The 17,249-nt window shown below is 69.6% G+C and carries 16 protein-coding genes and 1 riboswitch; of the genes, 9 read left to right on the plus strand and 7 right to left on the minus strand.

What is annotated here, in order from left to right; translation table 11 throughout:
• Positions 1–31 precede the first annotated feature (31 nt).
• From ABD793_RS35220 to ABD793_RS35230, 3 genes are all read right to left on the minus strand, one after another.
• A complete protein-coding gene (locus ABD793_RS35220) occupies positions 32–796 on the minus strand; it encodes an ABC transporter permease (protein ID WP_344867675.1) in 765 nt (254 codons plus the stop codon).
• Positions 786–1,784: an ATP-binding cassette domain-containing protein gene (locus ABD793_RS35225; RefSeq protein ID WP_344867677.1), complete on the minus strand. Its 999-nt coding sequence runs from the start codon at positions 1,782–1,784 to the stop codon at positions 786–788. Before ABD793_RS35225 ends, ABD793_RS35220 begins: the two co-directional genes overlap by 11 nt.
• A gap of 83 nt (positions 1,785–1,867) precedes the next feature.
• Positions 1,868–2,086, minus strand: coding sequence for a cold-shock protein (locus tag ABD793_RS35230; RefSeq protein ID WP_344867679.1), 219 nt, complete (start codon positions 2,084–2,086; stop codon positions 1,868–1,870).
• Between the two features lie 163 nt (positions 2,087–2,249).
• On the opposite strand from ABD793_RS35230, the gene metG reads away from it, so the two are divergent.
• From metG to rsmA, 4 genes are all read left to right on the plus strand, one after another.
• The gene (gene metG, locus ABD793_RS35235; RefSeq protein ID WP_344867681.1) at positions 2,250–4,046 is read left to right on the plus strand and encodes a methionine--tRNA ligase; all 1,797 of its coding nucleotides are present in this window, start codon (positions 2,250–2,252) and stop codon (positions 4,044–4,046) included.
• Between the two features lie 168 nt (positions 4,047–4,214).
• Complete coding sequence (locus ABD793_RS35240; protein WP_344867683.1) at positions 4,215–5,042, plus strand: TatD family hydrolase; 828 nt, start codon at positions 4,215–4,217, stop codon at positions 5,040–5,042.
• Positions 5,043–5,430: 388 nt separating this feature from the next.
• Positions 5,431–6,855 (plus strand): resuscitation-promoting factor, encoded by a 1,425-nt coding sequence (locus tag ABD793_RS35245; RefSeq protein ID WP_344867771.1) that lies wholly within the window; start codon positions 5,431–5,433, stop codon positions 6,853–6,855.
• A gap of 38 nt (positions 6,856–6,893) precedes the next feature.
• Entirely contained in the window at positions 6,894–7,736 is an 843-nt protein-coding gene (rsmA, locus tag ABD793_RS35250) for a 16S rRNA (adenine(1518)-N(6)/adenine(1519)-N(6))-dimethyltransferase RsmA (RefSeq protein ID WP_344867685.1), read from the plus strand.
• Positions 7,737–8,200: 464 nt separating this feature from the next.
• Here the strand turns inward: rsmA and ABD793_RS35255 are convergent, their stop codons facing one another.
• On the minus strand, positions 8,201–8,791 hold the full coding sequence (locus ABD793_RS35255) for a TetR/AcrR family transcriptional regulator (protein ID WP_344867687.1): 591 nt from the start codon (positions 8,789–8,791) through the stop codon (positions 8,201–8,203).
• Between the two features lie 65 nt (positions 8,792–8,856).
• Here ABD793_RS35255 and ABD793_RS35260 point away from each other — a divergent pair, with 65 nt between their 5' ends.
• The 5 genes from ABD793_RS35260 to ABD793_RS35280 all read left to right on the plus strand — a co-directional run bounded on the left by ABD793_RS35260 (position 8,857) and on the right by ABD793_RS35280 (position 15,412).
• Positions 8,857–9,099 (plus strand): hypothetical protein, encoded by a 243-nt coding sequence (locus ABD793_RS35260; protein ID WP_344867689.1) that lies wholly within the window; start codon positions 8,857–8,859, stop codon positions 9,097–9,099.
• A 193-nt stretch (positions 9,100–9,292) separates the two neighbouring features.
• Positions 9,293–9,400: riboswitch (SAM riboswitch) on the plus strand.
• A gap of 197 nt (positions 9,401–9,597) precedes the next feature.
• Positions 9,598–10,620, plus strand: coding sequence for a methionine ABC transporter ATP-binding protein (locus ABD793_RS35265; RefSeq protein WP_344867691.1), 1,023 nt, complete (start codon positions 9,598–9,600; stop codon positions 10,618–10,620).
• Positions 10,621–10,875: 255 nt separating this feature from the next.
• On the plus strand, positions 10,876–11,844 hold the full coding sequence (locus ABD793_RS35270; RefSeq protein WP_344867693.1) for a 4-(cytidine 5'-diphospho)-2-C-methyl-D-erythritol kinase: 969 nt from the start codon (positions 10,876–10,878) through the stop codon (positions 11,842–11,844).
• Positions 11,845–11,887: 43 nt separating this feature from the next.
• The gene (locus ABD793_RS35275) at positions 11,888–13,657 is read left to right on the plus strand and encodes an ABC-F family ATP-binding cassette domain-containing protein (RefSeq protein ID WP_344867695.1); all 1,770 of its coding nucleotides are present in this window, start codon (positions 11,888–11,890) and stop codon (positions 13,655–13,657) included.
• Positions 13,658–13,723: 66 nt separating this feature from the next.
• Positions 13,724–15,412 (plus strand): fatty acyl-AMP ligase, encoded by a 1,689-nt coding sequence (locus tag ABD793_RS35280; protein ID WP_344867697.1) that lies wholly within the window; start codon positions 13,724–13,726, stop codon positions 15,410–15,412.
• A gap of 49 nt (positions 15,413–15,461) precedes the next feature.
• Here ABD793_RS35280 and ABD793_RS35285 read toward each other — a convergent pair whose 3' ends face one another.
• From ABD793_RS35285 to ABD793_RS35295, 3 genes are all read right to left on the minus strand, one after another.
• Entirely contained in the window at positions 15,462–15,827 is a 366-nt protein-coding gene (locus tag ABD793_RS35285; protein WP_344867699.1) for a DivIVA domain-containing protein, read from the minus strand.
• Positions 15,828–16,010: 183 nt separating this feature from the next.
• The gene (gene pth / locus ABD793_RS35290; RefSeq protein WP_344867701.1) at positions 16,011–16,604 is read right to left on the minus strand and encodes an aminoacyl-tRNA hydrolase; all 594 of its coding nucleotides are present in this window, start codon (positions 16,602–16,604) and stop codon (positions 16,011–16,013) included.
• A gap of 9 nt (positions 16,605–16,613) precedes the next feature.
• The gene (locus ABD793_RS35295) at positions 16,614–17,219 is read right to left on the minus strand and encodes a 50S ribosomal protein L25/general stress protein Ctc (protein ID WP_344867703.1); all 606 of its coding nucleotides are present in this window, start codon (positions 17,217–17,219) and stop codon (positions 16,614–16,616) included.
• Positions 17,220–17,249 lie beyond the last annotated feature (30 nt).

A 17,249-nucleotide genomic window follows, 5' to 3' on the forward strand; every position in this document is an offset into this window, starting at 1 on the left:
GTGACCCTTCCCGGCGTGTCGGTGCGGTTGATCAGGCGTTTTCCCGCTGGAACGTGCGGGTTCCCCACCAGATCGCGAGGATCGCCATCACCAGCACCACCACGCTCCCGGTGAACAGCGCGTCCATCGAGAAGTCACCGCGGAAACTGTTGCGCTCCACGTCGACCACGTGCCGGAACGGGTTGATCTGCGAAATCGTGTACAGCCACTTCGGCGCCAGTCCTGCGGTGATCGGGATCAGGATCCCGGACAGCAGCAGCAACGGCATGAGCACCGCGTTCAGCAGCGCGGGGAACGACTCCTCGCTCTTCAACGTGAGTGCCAGCGCGTAGGAGCAGGACGCCAGGGTGAGCGCGAGCAGGAACACGATCAGCAGGCTCAGCAGCACCCCGCCGATCGGTGCGTCCAGGTCGAACACCAGGTAGGCGAGCACGATGATCAGCACCGACTGCACCACCGCCTGCAGCGCGTTCGCCAGCACCTTGCCGAGCAGCAGCGCGGCCCGGCTCACCGGGGTGACCCGCATCCGCTCGACCACCCCGGAGCGGAAATCGGCGAGCAGGGAGAAGCCGACGAACGAACTGCCGAACAACGCCAGCTGCGCGATCAGCGCGGGCGTGAGCACCATCCATCCGTCCACTTCGGACAGTCCCTGTGCGCTGAGCGTCTTCACCAGCAGCGGACCGAAGAAGAACAGGTACAGCAGCGGCTGCATGATGCCGATCAGCAGCCAGGCCGGATTCCGCAGCGCGGCGGTCATGTCCCGGCGGAAGATCAGCCACGTGTCAAGCAACACCGGACACCTCCGGCTCGCCGGTGACCGGCTGCTCGGCGTCGCGCAGCGAGCGGCCGGTGAGGGTGAGGAACACGTCGTCCAGCGTCGGACGGGTGACCTGCATGGAGGTCATCTCGATGCCGTTGGCGTCGAGCGCGCGCAGCAGTTCCGGCATGGCGGTGTCGCCGCGGGGCACCCGGAACCGGACTTCCCCGCCGGTCGTCTCGAAGTCGTGTGCGCCGTCCAGCCTGCGGGCCAGCTCGGCTGCGGCTGCGCTGGACTGGGGCGCCACCCCGATCACCACGCCGTCACCGGACACCCGCGACTTCAGCGAGTCCGGGGTGCCCTCGGCGACGATGCGCCCGTCGTCGATCACGATCAGCCGGTCGGCCAGCGCGTCCGCCTCGTCGAGGTAGTGCGTGGTCAGAAAGATCGTGACGCCCTGTTCGGCGCGCAGCCGCCGGATGTGCTCCCACAGGTTGGCCCGGCTCTGCGGGTCGAGCCCGGTGGACGGTTCGTCGAGGAAGACGAGCGCGGGCGAGTGGATCAGCCCCATCGCGATGTCCAGCCTGCGCCGCTGCCCGCCGGACAGCGTCTTGGTGAGCCGCTCGTCGAGGCCGGTCAGGTCGAGCTGCTCGGACAGTACCCTGCCGCGCGCGATCGAATCGGCCTTGCTCATCCGGTACAGCCGCCCCTGCATCGTCAGCTCCTCGCCGACGCGCACCTCGGGTGCGGTGCCCCCGCCCTGTGCGACGTACCCGATGTTGCGGCGCACCCCGAGCGGGTCGGCGAGCAGGTCGCGCCCGCCGACGGTGGCCGTGCCCGCACTCGGTTTCAGCAGTGTGGTCAGCATCCGCAGGGTGGTGGTCTTGCCCGCGCCGTTCGGGCCGAGGAACCCGACGAGCTCGCCCGCCTCGACGTCGAGGTCGACCCCCTTCACCGCGTGTACCTCGCCGCCACCCCGGCCCTTGCGGCGAAACCGCCGTTCGAGGCCACGTGCCGTGATCATCAGAACCCCTCTCCGCCCAGAGCTCGGCCGATCGAGCTCGACCGGCCGCGGAGCACCCGGCGCCGGATCTCGGCGAGGACCGTTCAGAGCTTGCGAACGCGGGTCGCCACGAAGCGGAAGCTGTCCTGTTCGGCCGCCCGGTACTCGAACTCGACCTGATCGCCCTCGTCCAGGGTACGAAAGCCGTCCATCTCGATGGCGCTGAAGTGCACCCACGCGTCGAATCCCGCGGGCAGCTCGGGGGAGGCGATGGCTCCCACGCCCTTTTCGGTCCTGAAGAACTTGACGGTGCCGCGTGCCACGGCAGCAGCATGGCGAACCGCCGGTGGCGGGGCAACCTCGTTTCGGGGTGCGGCGGCCCCGTCGGCGGTCGGCTGCACCACGTCCGGCCTCGGGGACAGCGGGCTCCCGGCTCTCCTACCGTGGCTGACAATGCCGTGGACCGCATCCGTAGGCTAAACAGGTATGAGCACCCCTGTGTTGACCGCGGTGGCCTGGCCCTATGCCAACGGCCCCCGCCACATCGGCCACGTGTCCGGATTCGGCGTCCCGTCCGACGTCTTCTCCCGCTACCAGCGAATGGCCGGCAACCGGGTGCTCATGGTGTCCGGGACCGACGAACACGGCACCCCGATCACCGTGCAGGCCGACAAGGAGGGCCTGACCCCGCAGCAGACCGCGGACAAGTACACCCGCCAGATCGACCAGGACCTGCGTGGCCTCGGCCTGTCCTACGACCTGTTCACGCGCACCTCCACCGGCAACCACGCCGAGGTGACGCAGCAGATCTTCCTGGCGCTCGAGCGCAACGGCTACGTGGTGCCGAAGACCACGCGCGGTGCGATCAGCCCGTCGACCGGCCGTACGCTGCCCGACCGCTACGTCGAGGGCACCTGCCCGATCTGCGGCTACGACGGCGCGCGTGGCGACCAGTGCGACAACTGCGGCAACCAGCTCGACGCCGCGGAGCTGATCAACCCGAAGTCGCGGATCAACGGTGAGACGCCGAAGTTTGTCGAGACCGAGCACTACTTCCTCGACCTGCCCGCGTTCACCAAGGTCCTCGGCGACTGGCTGGCCACCAAGACCGACTGGCGGCCGAACGTCCTCAACTTCACCAAGAACCTGATCGACGACATGCGCCCCCGGCCGATCACCCGCGACCTGGACTGGGGCGTGAAGATCCCGCTCGAGGGCTGGCGCGACCAGCCGCTCAAGCGGTTCTACGTCTGGTTCGACGCGGTGATCGGCTACTTCTCCGCGAGCGTCGAGTGGGCCCGGCGCAGCGGGCAGCCGGACGCGTGGCAGGAGTGGTGGACCAACGACGCCGCGCGTGCCTATTACTTCATGGGCAAGGACAACATCACCTTCCACGCCCAGATCTGGCCCGCGCTGCTGCTCGGCCAGAACGGCGACGGTGACCGCGGTGGCGAGCCGGGCAAGTACGGCAGGCTGCACCTGCCGGACGAGATCGTCTCCAGCGAGTTCCTCACCATGAGCGGCTCGAAGTTCTCCACCTCGCGCGGCACGGTCATCTACGTGCACGACTTCCTGCGCGAGTTCGGCCCGGACGCGCTGCGCTACTTCATCTCGGTGGCCGGCCCGGAAACCCAGGACACCGACTTCACCTGGGACGAGTTCGTCCGGCGGACCAACTTCGAACTGGCCAACGAGTGGGGCAACCTGGTCAACCGGTCCATCTCGATGGCGCACAAGAACGTGGGCGCGATTCCCCGCCCGGACGCGCCCGCGCCCGCGGACGAGGAGCTGAAAGCGCTGTCGCGCAAGGCGTTCGACGTCGTCGGCGGGCATCTGGCGCGGTCGCGTTTCAAGGCGGCGGCAAGCGAGGCGATGCGGGTGGTGACGGCGGCCAACCGGTACCTGTCGGATCAGGAGCCGTGGAAGCTCAAGGACGATCCGAGCCGCCGCGACAGCGTGCTGCACACCGCGCTGCAGGTGGTGAGCGACGCGAACACACTGCTCACCCCGTTCCTGCCGCATTCGGCGCAGAAGGTGCACGAGGCACTCGGCGGTACCGGCGTGTGGGCCGCGCAGCCGGAACTGCAGGAGGTCGAGGACCTGGACCTGCCCGGCCGGACCAGCCCGATCCTCACCGGCGACTACGCCGCCGAGCAGGCGAAGTGGGCGTCGGCCCCGATCGAGACCGGCCGTCCGCTGGCCAAGCCGACCCCGTTGTTCACCAAGCTGGACCCGAAGCTGGGCGAGGACGGCCCGGAATGGGCCCCGATCGTCCGCGACTGAAGCGCTGAGCTACCGAGATGCCGGCGTATTGAAGTGCTGAAGTACTGAGCGGCTGACGCACCGGAGAGGCCGGCCCGAGCAATCCGCTCGGGCCGCCTTTCCGCTGTCCGGACCGGCTCCGCGACCGCCCCCGGCCGGGCGGTTCCGGCAGCCAAGTAAATTCGCGGCATGGGTGAAGACAAGCGCGAACTGCCGCCGATCCCGGACCGTCTGCCGGTGACCGTGGTCGACGCACACACCCACCTGGACTCGTGTGGCGCGGTCACCGCGGCCGACGTGACCGCCATGGCCGATCGCGCGCAGCGGGCGGGGGTGGCGCGGCTGGTGACCGTCGCGGACGACCTCGCTGCCGCCAGGTGGGCGGTCGACGCGTCCACCTGGGACCCGCGGGTGTTCGCCGCGGTGGCGATCCATCCCACGCGCACCAAGGATTTCGGTGCCTCCGAACAGTCCGAAGTGGAGCGTTTGGCGCGCGAAGAGCGGGTGGTTGCGGTCGGTGAAACCGGCCTCGACTACTACTGGGACTACGCGCCCCACGATGCCCAGCAGGAAGCGTTCCGCTGGCACATCGACCTCGCCAAGCGGCTCGGCAAGACGCTGATGATCCACGACCGCGATGCGCACGAAGACGTGCTCCGCATCCTCGACGAGGAGGGCGCGCCGGAGACCGTCGTGTTCCATTGCTTCTCCGGTGACCAGCACCTCGCCCGCCGCTGCCTCGACCACGGCTACGTACTGTCCTTCGCCGGCACGGTCACCTTCAAGAACGCCCGTGGTCTGCACGAGGCGGCCCGGATCGCGCCACGCGGGCAGTTCCTCGCCGAGACCGACGCGCCGTTCCTCACGCCGCATCCCTACCGCGGACGGCCGAACGAGCCGTACTGCACCGCCTACACCGTCCGGCACCTCGCCGCACTGCGAGGCGAGGCGGTGCACGAGGTCGCCGACGCGGTCCGGACCACTGCCGAACGCGTCTACCGGCTTCCGGGTGCATGAGAGGAATTCGGTGTGTCACTTCGGGTTGTACGCATTGCGACGTTCGGAGTGCCCGTTCGTCCACTCAGATGAGTGACACAGGTCACGACACTCCAGGGGGTGTTTGCGCAACCCCGCCGCCGGACGTTACTGTCCCGTGATCGTGCCGGTCGGTACCGCGCAGCGGAACCGGCTGTTACGCCCACCAGTCACGTCAGTGCACGTCGGGGAAGCGGAACCGGGGTTGGTACGACCGGGACCGTGACGATGGCGCTGACTGGGGGTGTCGGACTTGAGAGGCACGCCTTCGGGCGTGTCGCGACGAAAGGACGGCTGCGGTGACGCACGCCGTCTTGGGAAAGGGAACGACCCGGTGACTGGTAGTCGGCAGGTTGACGCGCGCCTGGACATGGAGCACGGATACTTCTCCTCGGCTGGTTCGGTGGCGGTCCTCGACCGCGAGCTCGAGGACACTGCGTACGGGGAGCTGGACTTCTCCGACGAGCTGTACGTGACCGAGCAGGATGTGCTGACCGCACTCGGCCCGGACGCGGACACGCTGATGGCGGAGATCGACGTCGACGTCGACGAGCTGATCCGGCTGATCAACGCCGAGACCACGATGCTCCCGCCGCTGAACCTGCCGGACGAGCTGGCCGAGGACCGGACCGCCACGCCGCAGGCCAAGCAGGTCGCCGTGGAGGACGGGCTGCGCGAGGCCACCCGCACCTGGAAGCGCCGCTTCCTCAAGGGTGCCGTGCTCGCGGTCATGATCACCGTCGGCGGCGGCGGTGCCGCGGCGCTGGCGATGAACAAGAGCGTCACGGTCGACGTGGACGGTCAGCAGCGCACCGTGCACAGCTACGGCGGCACCGTGGGCGAGGTGCTCGAGGACGCCGGCCTGTCGGTCGGTACGCACGACTCGCTCTCGCCCTCCCCGCAGGCCGCGGTCGGCGACGGCGGCGTCATCAAGCTCGAGCGCGGCCGCCAGCTGAACCTGGTCGTGGACGGGGTCGCCCGGCCGTCCTGGGTGCGTGCTACCAGCCTCGGCGAGGCGATGAACCAGCTCGGCATGGGCAACCTGCTCTCCCACGGTGCCTGGACCTCGATGCCCGCCGGTGGCGATCTGCCGCTCGAGGGTTCCACCGTGCAGGTCAAGACCCTCAAGCACATCACGCTCTACGACGGCACCAACGCGCCGCGCCAGGTGTCCAGCAATGCGGTCACCACCAAGGAGTTCGTCTCCGACCTCAAGCTCAACCTCGGCCCGGACGACGCCGTCGACGGTGGTCTGGACGTCTCGCTGAAGGACGGCGCCGAGGTGCACGTCTCGCGGATGGGCGTTTCGATGCTCAACCAGAAGGAGACCGTCGACCCGGAGGAGCAGAAGGTCGACGACCCGACGCTGGTCAAGGGCGAGACGAGCGTGCAGGACCCGGGCACGGCAGGCGAGAAGATGGTGACCTACAAGGTCACCAAGCGCAACGGCGAAGAGGTTTCGCGCGAGCAGGTCTCCGAGAAGATCCTCGTGCAGGCCAAGCCGAAGATCGTCAAGGTCGGCACCAAGCAGCCGCCGCAGCCTGCGATCGGTGACGGTTCCGCGTGGGACCGCATCGCGCAGTGCGAGGCGACCGGCAACTGGGCCGCCAACACCGGCAACGGCTACTACGGCGGCCTCCAGTTCGACAAGCAGACCTGGAACGCCTACGGCGGCAGCCAGTACGCCTCGCTGCCGAGCCAGGCCACCCGTGAGCAGCAGATCTCGGTCGCGGAAAAGGTGCGCGACGACCGCGGCGGCTACAGCGCCTGGCCGGTCTGCGGCAAGAAGGCCTGAGCGGCATCCTCCTTCGCGGCACTCGGTAGGCTCATCCGGTGGTGGAACTGCTGGGGCCTGCCGAGATCCGCGGGCTGGCCGACGAGCTCGACGTCCGGCCGACGAAGAAGCTCGGTCAGAACTTCGTGCACGACCCGAACACGGTTCGCCGCATCGTCGATCTCGCCGGGGTACGCCCCGGTGACGTCGTGCTGGAAGTCGGGCCGGGTCTCGGCTCGCTGACCCTTGGACTGCTCGACGCAGGTGCGCGGGTCGTCGCGGTGGAAATCGATCCGGTGCTGGCCGCTCGGCTGCCGCGGACGGTGGCGGAGCGGGCTCCGGAGGCAGCCGAGCGGCTGTCCGTGGTGCAGGCCGACGCGCTGCGCGTGCGGGTCGGTGAGCTGCCCGCCGAGCCGGTGTCGCTGGTGGCCAACCTGCCCTACAACGTCGCGGTGCCCGTGGTGCTGCACCTGCTCGCCGAACTGCCTGCTCTGCGGCGCGGGCTGGTGATGGTCCAGACCGAGGTGGCCGACCGGATGGCGGCAGGCCCGGGTAGCCGTACCTACGGCGTGCCGAGTGTCAAACTCGCCTGGTACGGCCCGGCGCGGAAGGTGGCCGCGGTCCCGCGCAGTGTCTTCTGGCCGGTGCCGAACGTCGATTCCGCGCTCGTGTCGTTCGAGCGCACCGATCCGGTCGACGGCGTGGACCGGCGCCGGTTGTTCGCCGTCGTCGACGCCGCGTTCTCCCAGCGCCGCAAGACGTTGCGGGCGGCACTGGCCGGATGGGCCGGCTCCGCCGAACAGGCCGGAGACCTGCTGACCGCCGCCGGGATCGACCCGCGCAGCCGGGGCGAGCAGCTCGACGTGCATGCTTTCGCCCGGATCGCCGCCGCAACCCTCTGACGGACTCCGGACTCCGGACTCCGCAGCACCGAGACGGTCCAGCGACCGCGCCGGGTGGGGTGGTCGGGCCGGAACGGGGATGGGCCCGGGTGGTTTTCGCGCCCGGCGGTAGGCCCGGATGGTTTCCGCGCCCGGCGGTAGGACAGGGTGGTTTTCGCACGCGCCGGTAGGTCTGGGTGGTTTTCGCGCCCGGCGGTAGGCCCGGGTGGTTTTCGCACCCGGTGGCAGGCTCGGGTGGTTTCCGCACGCGCCGGTAGGTCTGGGTGGTTCCCGCGCCCGGCGGTAGGACAGGGTGCTTTCCGCATCGGTGGTAGCGCAAGGTGGTTCCGCAGGTTCCGGCGTCGGTCGTCGGGTGGGCGCTGGGTTCGTCGCTTTGGTGGTGGTCTGCGGTGTTCCGCTTCGCTGTGGTACTCGCCGGCATCCGGAAACGCGGTGACCGGGTGTTCCGGCGCGGGTGGAACCCTTCACCGGGCCGGGCCGAAGATCCGGTCCAGGTGGTAGTCGAGGGTGGCGAGCACCTCGGCGGAGCGCTGGCGTTCGTGCAGCACGTCGAAGCTGAGGCCGGTGATCCCGGAGACCAGCAGGTTCGCCTCGAACCGTGGCTGGACTCCCGGTGCGAGTTCGCCTTGTTCCAGCAGGTGGGTGACCAGGTCTTCGAGCGGTGTGTCGCCGTGCAGGAACACCTTGGCCAGCTCCGGGTCGCTGTGCGAACGGCTGAAGTAGGCGGTGTGCACCCGCAGCGCGAACTCGGTTTCCGGGTCGAGCGGGAGCAGTTCGGCGAGGACGCCGCGCAGCACGCCGCGCACGCTCTGGTCGGCCTGCGCCTCGATCCGTTCCCGCGCCCGTTGCTCGGTGTGGTCGTGCAGATAGCGCAACGCCAGCACGAGCAGGTTGTGCTTGGTTTCGAAGTAGTACTGCACCAGCCGCAGCGAGACGCCCGCCTCGGTGGCCACCTCGCGCATGCTCACCGAATCCAAGCCCCGGTCCGCGGCGATCCGCCACACGGCTTCGGCGATCACGCGGCGCCGCTGGTCGTGGTCCACTCGCTGGGGCACTCCCCGCCTCCGTTCCAGTTATGATACAAGTGTATCTGATACGGTTGTATCAACAAGGAGAAGATATGAACGAGGTCTGGTACCGGGTACTGGAGATCGCGGTGGCGACGGTGGGCATCCGAGCCGGGATAGCCCCGATTTTGTCCCGGTTGTTCGGGGACGGGAATCCGAGTTGGCTCGCCTTCGTGAACTATCTCGGGCAACCGTGGTGCTACCTCGCGGCGGTCGGCGTGCTCGTGGTCTCGGTGGTGGCCGTGGTCGTTCTCGAAGGAATGCGCAAGAAGTCCCTGTCGAACAGCGATTCCTGACTGTCCACAAGAGAGTTCAACGGGCCGCGGCGCGATCCGCGCGGTGGTCGCGAGCGCGCGGCGGAACACTTCGGTGACGGAACTTCCCGCTCCCGGGATTCAGGACGCGTTGTCCCGGCATTCGGCCGCCTCCACTCGTGTGATCTGCACCAACGTGCTTGCGTTCAGCCAGTGGGATCGGCTTTACTCGATGAGTCCATCCCGAGCGACTGAGAGACCTGGCTCGCCGAAGTCGCAGCAACCACCCCCACCGCGGGCAGGTGCTACCGCCAGGACCGATGGAGGCTGTTTCCGATGAAGAGGGTCACCCACCCGCTCCTGCTGACCCGCCGCCGCGTCGTCGACGAAGGTCGCCGCACGGTATGTGCCTGTCAGCGTTCCACGGCCATCGCCTGATCCGCTTTTTCCGCGAGTTCTTGCACCGTCCTGTGTGGACGGCAATTCGATGACGCCCGGCGCGCCCGGAAACGGTGCGGCGCCCTTGCCTGGAGCTCTCTCGTGATCATTGTCGAAAACGTGTCCAAGTCCTTTCCGTTCAACGGCCATCGGGTCGCCGCACTGCGTGACGTGAGCGTCGAGGTGCAGGCCGGCTCCCTGTTCGGGGTGGTCGGCCCCGCGGGCTCCGGCAAGTCCACGCTCGCCCGCTGCATCGCGCTGCAGGAGCGCCCCGACCGTGGCGTGGTGCGGCTCGACGGGCTCAACACCGGAACCCTCGACGGCAGGCGGCTGCGGGAGATCCGCCGTCGTCTCGGTGTCGTCGGCACAAAGCCGGATCTGCTGGCCGAGCGCACCGTCGCAGGCAACATCGCCACTCCGCTGGAGCAGCTGGGTGTCGACGGTCCGCAGCGGCGTAGCCGGGTCGGCTCGCTGCTCGACCTGGTCGGTCTCACCGCGCGGGCCGCGCAGAAGCCGGATGAACTGACCGAAGGTCAGCTCCGCCGCGTCGCCGTGGCCAAGGCCCTCGCCGCGGGACCGGCCGTGCTGCTCGCCGACGATCCGACCGCGGGCATCGCCCCCGAAGACGCCGGCGCGGTGCTCGCCGTGCTCGACCGCGCCCGCGCGGAACTCGGCGTCACGGTGCTGGTGACGACGCCGGACCCGAGCGTCGTCCGCCGCGTGTGCGACGACGTCGCCGTGCTCGACAACGGCGCGGTGGTCGAGCGGGGCACGCTGCTCGACTTGATCGCGTCGCCGGAGAGCTGGACGGCCAAGGCCGTGCTGCCTTCGATCGAGACCAGCCGTGCACAGGTCGCGAAGTACGACAGCTCGGCGGACATCGTCCTGATCGGTTTTGCCTCGGTCGGTGCACTGCTGCCGGAAGCGGCCGCCCGCTTCGACGTCGAACTCGCCACCATCGGCGGCGGTCTGACCCGCATCGGCGACACCCCGGTCGCCCGCTTCCGCGTGGGTGTCCGCGGCGACCGCGCGGACGCTGCACTGTCGTGGATCGCCGACCGCGGCGCCCACGTGACGCAGTCCGTGCCGCAGCTCGCCCGCGGTCCGCAGAGCGTGGCCGCCTGATCCGTTCCGCCCGCGAAAGCCGTCCGGTGTCATCCGGGCGGCTTTCGTCGTGTCGCGGACAATTCGGCCCGGTTCGCCGGTGGTCACGAACCGCAGTGGACCCAGGACGATGCGCAGGTCCGGACAGTCCACCCGACACCGGCTACCACGCGTCCGAAATATTGGGACACGTGTCCCGGGTGGTTCTCGGCGTCCGTGCCGCGGGGATGGGGCTCGCGTGCCGAAGTCCGACGTCCGGGCACGTAGGCTGGACGCGTGCTCGCCGTCGTTCCTCCACCAGTCACCGTCCGGGTTCCGGCCAAGGTCAATCTGCACCTGGCCGTCGGGGACCTGCGGGCGGACGGGTTTCACGAGCTGGTCACTGTGTTCCAGGCGTTGTCGCTGACCGACGAGGTGACCGTCGCGGTCACCGAAGACCGTGGGCTGGAGGTCTACGGCGAAGGTGAGCGCACGGTGCCCACCGACGCCACCAACCTCGCCTGGCGGGCCGCGTGTGCGCTCGCCGGGTACGCCGGGCGGCCGGACGCCGAGGATCCGAACCTGCGGATCGTGCTGCGCAAGGGCATTCCGATGGCGGGCGGCATGGCAGGCGGCAGCGCGGACGCCGCGGCGACGCTCGTCGGGCTCGCCTCGTTGTGGAAGCTCGACGTGACGCGGGACGAGCTGGCCACGATCGCGGGCAAGCTGGGCAGCGACGTGCCGTTCGCGCTCTACGGCGGGACCGCGCTCGGTACCGGCCGCGGCGAGCAGCTCGTACCGGTGCTGGCCCGGCACGTCTTCCACTGGGTGCTCGCGTTCGACGAGAAGGGACTGGCCACGCCGAAGGTGTTCGGCGAACTCGATCGGCTGCGCGCCGAGGGCAAGCCGCCGCGGATCGGTTCGCACACGCCCGTGGTGGAGGCGCTGGCCTCCGGCGATCCCCGGCAGCTCGCCCTGCTGCTCGGCAACGACCTGCAGGCCGCCGCCGTATCGCTGCGGCCGGGCCTGCGCCGCACGCTGCGTGCCGGGGTGAACGCGGGCGCGCTCGCCGGATGCGTGTCCGGGTCCGGGCCGACCTGTGCATTCCTGTGCGCGGACGCGGAAACCGCGGTCGAGGTGGCCGCCGAACTCTCCGGTGCCGGGGTCTGCCGCACGGTACGGGTCGCGCACGGCCCGGTCCCCGGTGCCCGCGTGGTCGGCGGGGACGATTCGCCGCGCAACGCGCCGCCGCGGGTGCACGCGTGAGCGGCAAGTACATGTCCACTGTGGAAAGGATCGGCTGAATCGGATGGCCAACCTGGTCAACCTGGAGTCGGTGAGCAAGTCCTACGGCGTGAAGCCGTTGCTGGACAAGGTCTCCCTCGGGATCGCGCAGGGGCAGCGGATCGGCGTGGTCGGCCTCAACGGCGGCGGCAAGACCACGCTGCTGGAAGTCCTTTCCGGACTGAGTGAGCCGGATTCCGGGCGCGTGAGCCATCTTCGCGACGTGCGGATGGCTGTGGTCACCCAGCGCACCGAACTGCCCGTTGGCAGCACCGTCGGCGACGTGGTGCTGCAGCGTTACGGTGCGGAGCACGAATGGGCCGCCGACGCGCGCGTGCGTTCTATTGTGGACGGTCTGGGGATCACCGCGATCGGACTGGACACGGCCACCGCCAACCTCTCCGGCGGGGAACGCCGCCGGGTCGCGCTCGCCGCGGCGCTCACCGGTGAACTGGACCTGGTGGTGCTCGACGAGCCCACCAACCACCTCGACGTGGAGGGCGTGCGCTGGCTGGCCGACCACCTGCTCGGCAGGCGGATCTCGGTCGTGGTCGTGACCCACGACCGGTGGTTCCTCGACACCGTGGCGAGCGTCACCTGGGAGGTCGCGAACGGCAGGGTCGAGCAGTACGAGGGCGGGTACGCCGACTGGATCTTCGCCCGTGCGGAGCGGGCCAGGCTCGCAGCGTCGGCGGAGGAGAAGCGGCAGAACCTGGCGCGCAAGGAACTGGCCTGGCTGCGCCGTGGTCCGCAGGCCCGCTCGTCCAAGCCGCGGTACCGCGTCGAGGCGGCCGAGGCGCTGATCTCCGATGTGCCGCCACTACGTGATTCCGTGGAGCTGATGGCCTTCGCGAAGCGGCGGCTCGGCAAGACCGTGCTGGAGCTGGAGGACGCCACGATCTCGGTGGGCGAGCGCACCCTGCTCGACCACGTGACCTGGCGGATCGGCCCTGGCGACCGGATCGGTCTCGTCGGCGTGAACGGTTCCGGCAAGACCACCGTGCTGAAACTGCTCGGCGGCGACCTCGGACCGGAGACCGGACGGCGCATCGAGGGCAAGACGGTCGCGCTCGCACACCTGCGCCAGGAACTCGACGACCTGCCCGGCGATCTGCGGGTGCTGCAGGCGATCGAGCAGATCGCCGGCCGCGTCGCGTTCGGCAAGCAGGAGATGACCGCCTCCCAGCTCGGCGAGAAGCTGGGCTTCCCGGCGGCAAGGCAGTGGACCCCGGTCGGCGACCTCTCCGGTGGCGAGCGGCGCCGTCTGCAGTTGTGCCGGCTGCTGATGGCCGAACCCAACGTGCTGCTGCTCGACGAACCGACCAACGACCTGGACATCGACACCCTGCAACAGCTGGAGGACCTGCTCGACGGCTGGCCGGGCACGATGGTGGTGGTCTCGCACGACCGGTACCTGGTCGAGCGGGTCTGCGACGCCACGTACGCGCTCTTCGGCGACGGCCGGGTCCGGCACCTGCCCGGTGGCATCGAGGAGTACCTCCAGCGGCGGGCGAGCATGAAGGACGCGGCCCCGCGCCGTGGGGCGGCCACCGCGGACAAGGCCGAAGCCAAGCGCGGTGCTGCGGAAATCCGGGCCGCGCAGAAGGAACTGGGCCGGTTGGAGCGCAAGCTCGACCAGCTCGCCACGCGCGAGGAGAAGCTGCACACGGCGCTGGCCGAGGCGGCCACCGATCCGGAGCGGCTGATCGAGCTGAACACCGAACTCAAGGCCGTGCTGGCCGAGAAGGACGAGATCGAGGGCCGCTGGCTGGAGACCTCCGAAGCGCTGGAATGACTCCCGATCGACGCTGTTCACGCCACCGCAGACGGGCGTTGACGACCAGCCAGTAATCTTGCGCCCATGAGTCGGTTCGTGGACACGCTCGTCGCAACGGCGACGAAGCGGGGTCAGCAGCGCGGCATGGTCACCGGTGAGCCGAAGGAGCCGGTCCGCCGGACCTGGGGTGAGGTACACGCGCAGGCGCGCAGCATCGCGGGTGGCCTGGTCTCCGGCGGGCTGGAGCCGGGCAGTGCGGTGGCGGTGCTGGCCGCCGCCCCGGTGCTGATCGCGCCCACCGTGCAGGCGGTGTGGCTCGCCGGTGGCAGTGTGACGATGCTGCACCAGCCGACGCCGCGTACCGACCTCGCCGAATGGGCCCAGGACACGGTGGCTGTGCTCGAGATGATCGGCGCCGGACTGGTGCTGCTCGGCGAACCGTTCGACCAGCTCGCCCCGGTGCTGGCGGAGCAGGGCATCCGCTACCGGCTGATCACCGAACTGGCCGGCGCCGAACCGCTGGCCGAGATCGTCGCGACCGCCGAGGACGACACCGCGCTGCTGCAGCTCACCAGCGGGTCCACCGCGGAGCCGAAGGCCGTCCGGATCACCTACGGCAACCTCTACACCAACGTCAAGGCGATGGTCGAGCGTGCGGAGTTCGACTTCGACGTCGACGTGATGGTCTCCTGGCTGCCGACCTTCCACGACATGGGCATGGTCGGGTTCCTGACCGTGCCGATGACCTTCGGCGTCGAGCTGGTCAAGATCACCCCGGTCGAATTCCTCACCGGTCCGCTGATCTGGCCGCAGCTGATCACCAAGTACGGCGGCACCACCACCGCCGCGCCGAACTTCGCGTACGCCATCGTCGGCAGGCGGCTGGCGCGGGTCGAGGAGGACGACGCCTACGACCTGTCCACGCTGCGTATCGCGCTCAACGGCGCCGAGCCGATCGACGAGACGGCGGTGCAGGCCTTCGTCGACGCCGGCAAGCGCTTCAAGATGCCGCCCGAATGCGTCTTCCCCGCCTACGGCATGGCGGAAGCAACCCTGGCGGTGTCCTTCGCGCCGCTGTTCACCGGCCTCACCCTCGACGTCGTGGAGGCCGACGCGCTGGAAGCGGACAACCGCGCGGTGCCGGTACCGGCAGGCGATCCGCGTCGGGGCACCGAGCAGGTCCGGTCGTTCGCGGTGCTGGGCCGTCCGCTGGACGGGCTGGCGGCGGACGTCGTCAACGAGGCGGGCATCCCGGTCGGCGAACGCGAGGTCGGCGAGATCCGGTTGCGCGGCGAGGCGGTGACGCCGGGGTACCTGACCGTGGACGGTCCGCTGGCCACCAAGGACGCCGAGGGCTGGATGCGCACCGGCGACCTCGGTTACCTGGTGGACGGCCAGATCGTGATCTGCGGCCGGCGCAAGGACGTGATCATCATGGGCGGCCGCAACCTCTACCCCACCGACATCGAGCGTGCGGCGACCTCGGTGGACGGCGTGCGCGCGGGCAACGCAGTGGCGGTCCGGCTCGATGCGGGCAGCCGCCGCGAGCGGTTCGCGGTGGTCGTGGAGTCCAAACTGGCCGGTGCCGCCGACGCCGAACGCCGGGTGGCCAAGGAGGTCGCGGCACGGGTGCGGGACGCGGTGGACATGCGCCCGTTCTCGGTCGTGGTGCTGCCCGCGGGCAGCCTGCCGAAAACCCCGTCCGGCAAGGTCCGGCGAGCCGCCACCGCCGTGCAGTACGCCGAACGGATCGCGAAGAACGCGGATTCCTGAACGCGGTGAAGGGCTCCCCGCGGGAACGGGGAGCCCGTCCCGGACTCGGTCAGCGACCGGGCAGCTGCTCGGCGGGGTCGACCGGGGAAGGCCGGGGTGCGCGTTCCGCGGTGGCCTCGGACCTGGTCCTGGCACCGGGCACGGTCGGTGCCCGGTGGCCGAAGCGGTCGGCCAGCTGGGACTCCACGACATCGAGGAACTCGTCGACCGCACGTTCGTCGTAGCCGCGCTTGCCGATCAGCGGCTTGGAGAACAGCACGTGGTGGACCTCCGCGGCGGTGAGGTCGTCCTCGTCGGCGATGGTCTTCGCGATCCGCCGCACGAAGTCGTCGACCTCGTGCTTGGCGTAACCGCGGCGGCCGATCGGGGCGTTACCGAAGGTGACCTCGGTGAGGTCCTCGGCGGTGAACGACATGGATCATTCTCCGATTCAGGGTCGGGGTGTGCGAACTCCTGAATCCGTCCTAACTGGTCCGGCGGATGCCCGGAAGGCCGTGCGGGCCGGGACGACTCGATCAGGGAGGCATAAGCCGCCCATCGAGTGAGAACGCGTGCACAGTCCGCCACGGCCGCTCACCCACAGAGAGCAACGGACCGGTCAGCCCGCGTGGAACTCGTTCTGCGCCGCGGCGAGCCCCTTCGCAACCAGTGCCTCGGTGGCGTCCGCGCACCGGTCGACCTCGAACGGGAGCTCCTTGCGCTCGACCGTCGAGAAGTCCTTGAGCACGAAATCGGCCGGGTCCTGGCGGCCGGGCGGGCGGCCGATGCCGAACCGCACCCGGTAGTACTCGCGGGTGCCGAGCGATTTCGTGATCGACCGCAGGCCGTTGTGGCCGTTGTCACCGCCGCCGAGCTTGAGCTTCAGCGTCCCGAACGGCACGTCCAGCTCGTCGTGCACCACCACGACGCCGGACGTCGGGACCTTGTAGAACCGGGCGGCGCCGACCACCGGACCGCCGGAGAGGTTCATGAACGAGCGCGGCTTCACCAGCACCACGCGGCGGCCGCCCAGCCTGCCCTCGAGCACCTCACCGCCGCTGCGGTGCGCCTTGAACTTGCCGCCGATCCGTGCGGCGAGCTCGTCGAGCACCAGGAACCCGGCGTTGTGCCGGTTGCCTGCGTACTGCGGCCCGGGATTACCGAGGCCGGCGAGCAGGATCAGCTCGCCGGCCCCTGGCAGGTCTTCACTCACGGGGTGAGCTTATTCGGCGTCTTCGGCCGGAGCCTCTTCGCCTTCGGCCTCTTCGTCCTCGTCAGCGGTGCCACGCGGGGCTTCGTTGACGGCGACGACCAGCGCCTCGGCGTCGGTGACCAGCTCGGCGCCCGCGGGCAGCGCGATCTGCGCGGCGGTGATCTGGGTGCCTGCTTCCAGCGCTTCCACGGAGACCTCGAACTGCTCCGGGATGTGCAGCGCCTCGACCTCGACCTGGACGGTGTCGATGTCCTGGGCGACCAGGGTGCCCGGACCGGCGGTGCCGGTGACCACGATCGGCACGTCCACGGTGACCTTCTCACCGCGCTTGACGACCAGCAGGTCGACGTGCTCGATGTAGTTCTTCAGCGGGTGCACCACGATGGTCTTGGTGAGCGCCAGCTCACTGGAGCCCTCGAGGTCGAGGGTGATCACGGCGTTGCTGCCGTTCTCGCGCACGACCCGGGCGAACTCGATGGCCGGCAGCGCGAAGTGCCGCGGGTCCGAGCCGTGCCCGTAGAGCACCGCGGGGATTTTGCCGGCGCGCCGGGTGCGGCGGGCGGCACCCTTGCCGAACTCGGTGCGCGGTTCGACGGAAAGACGTACCTCGGACACGGTCTAGCACTCCTTCAGCAACAAAGACAT

It is taken from the genome of Amycolatopsis ultiminotia (genome assembly GCF_039536925.1).
In the GTDB taxonomy this organism is placed as follows: Bacteria; Actinomycetota; Actinomycetes; order Mycobacteriales; family Pseudonocardiaceae; genus Amycolatopsis; species Amycolatopsis ultiminotia.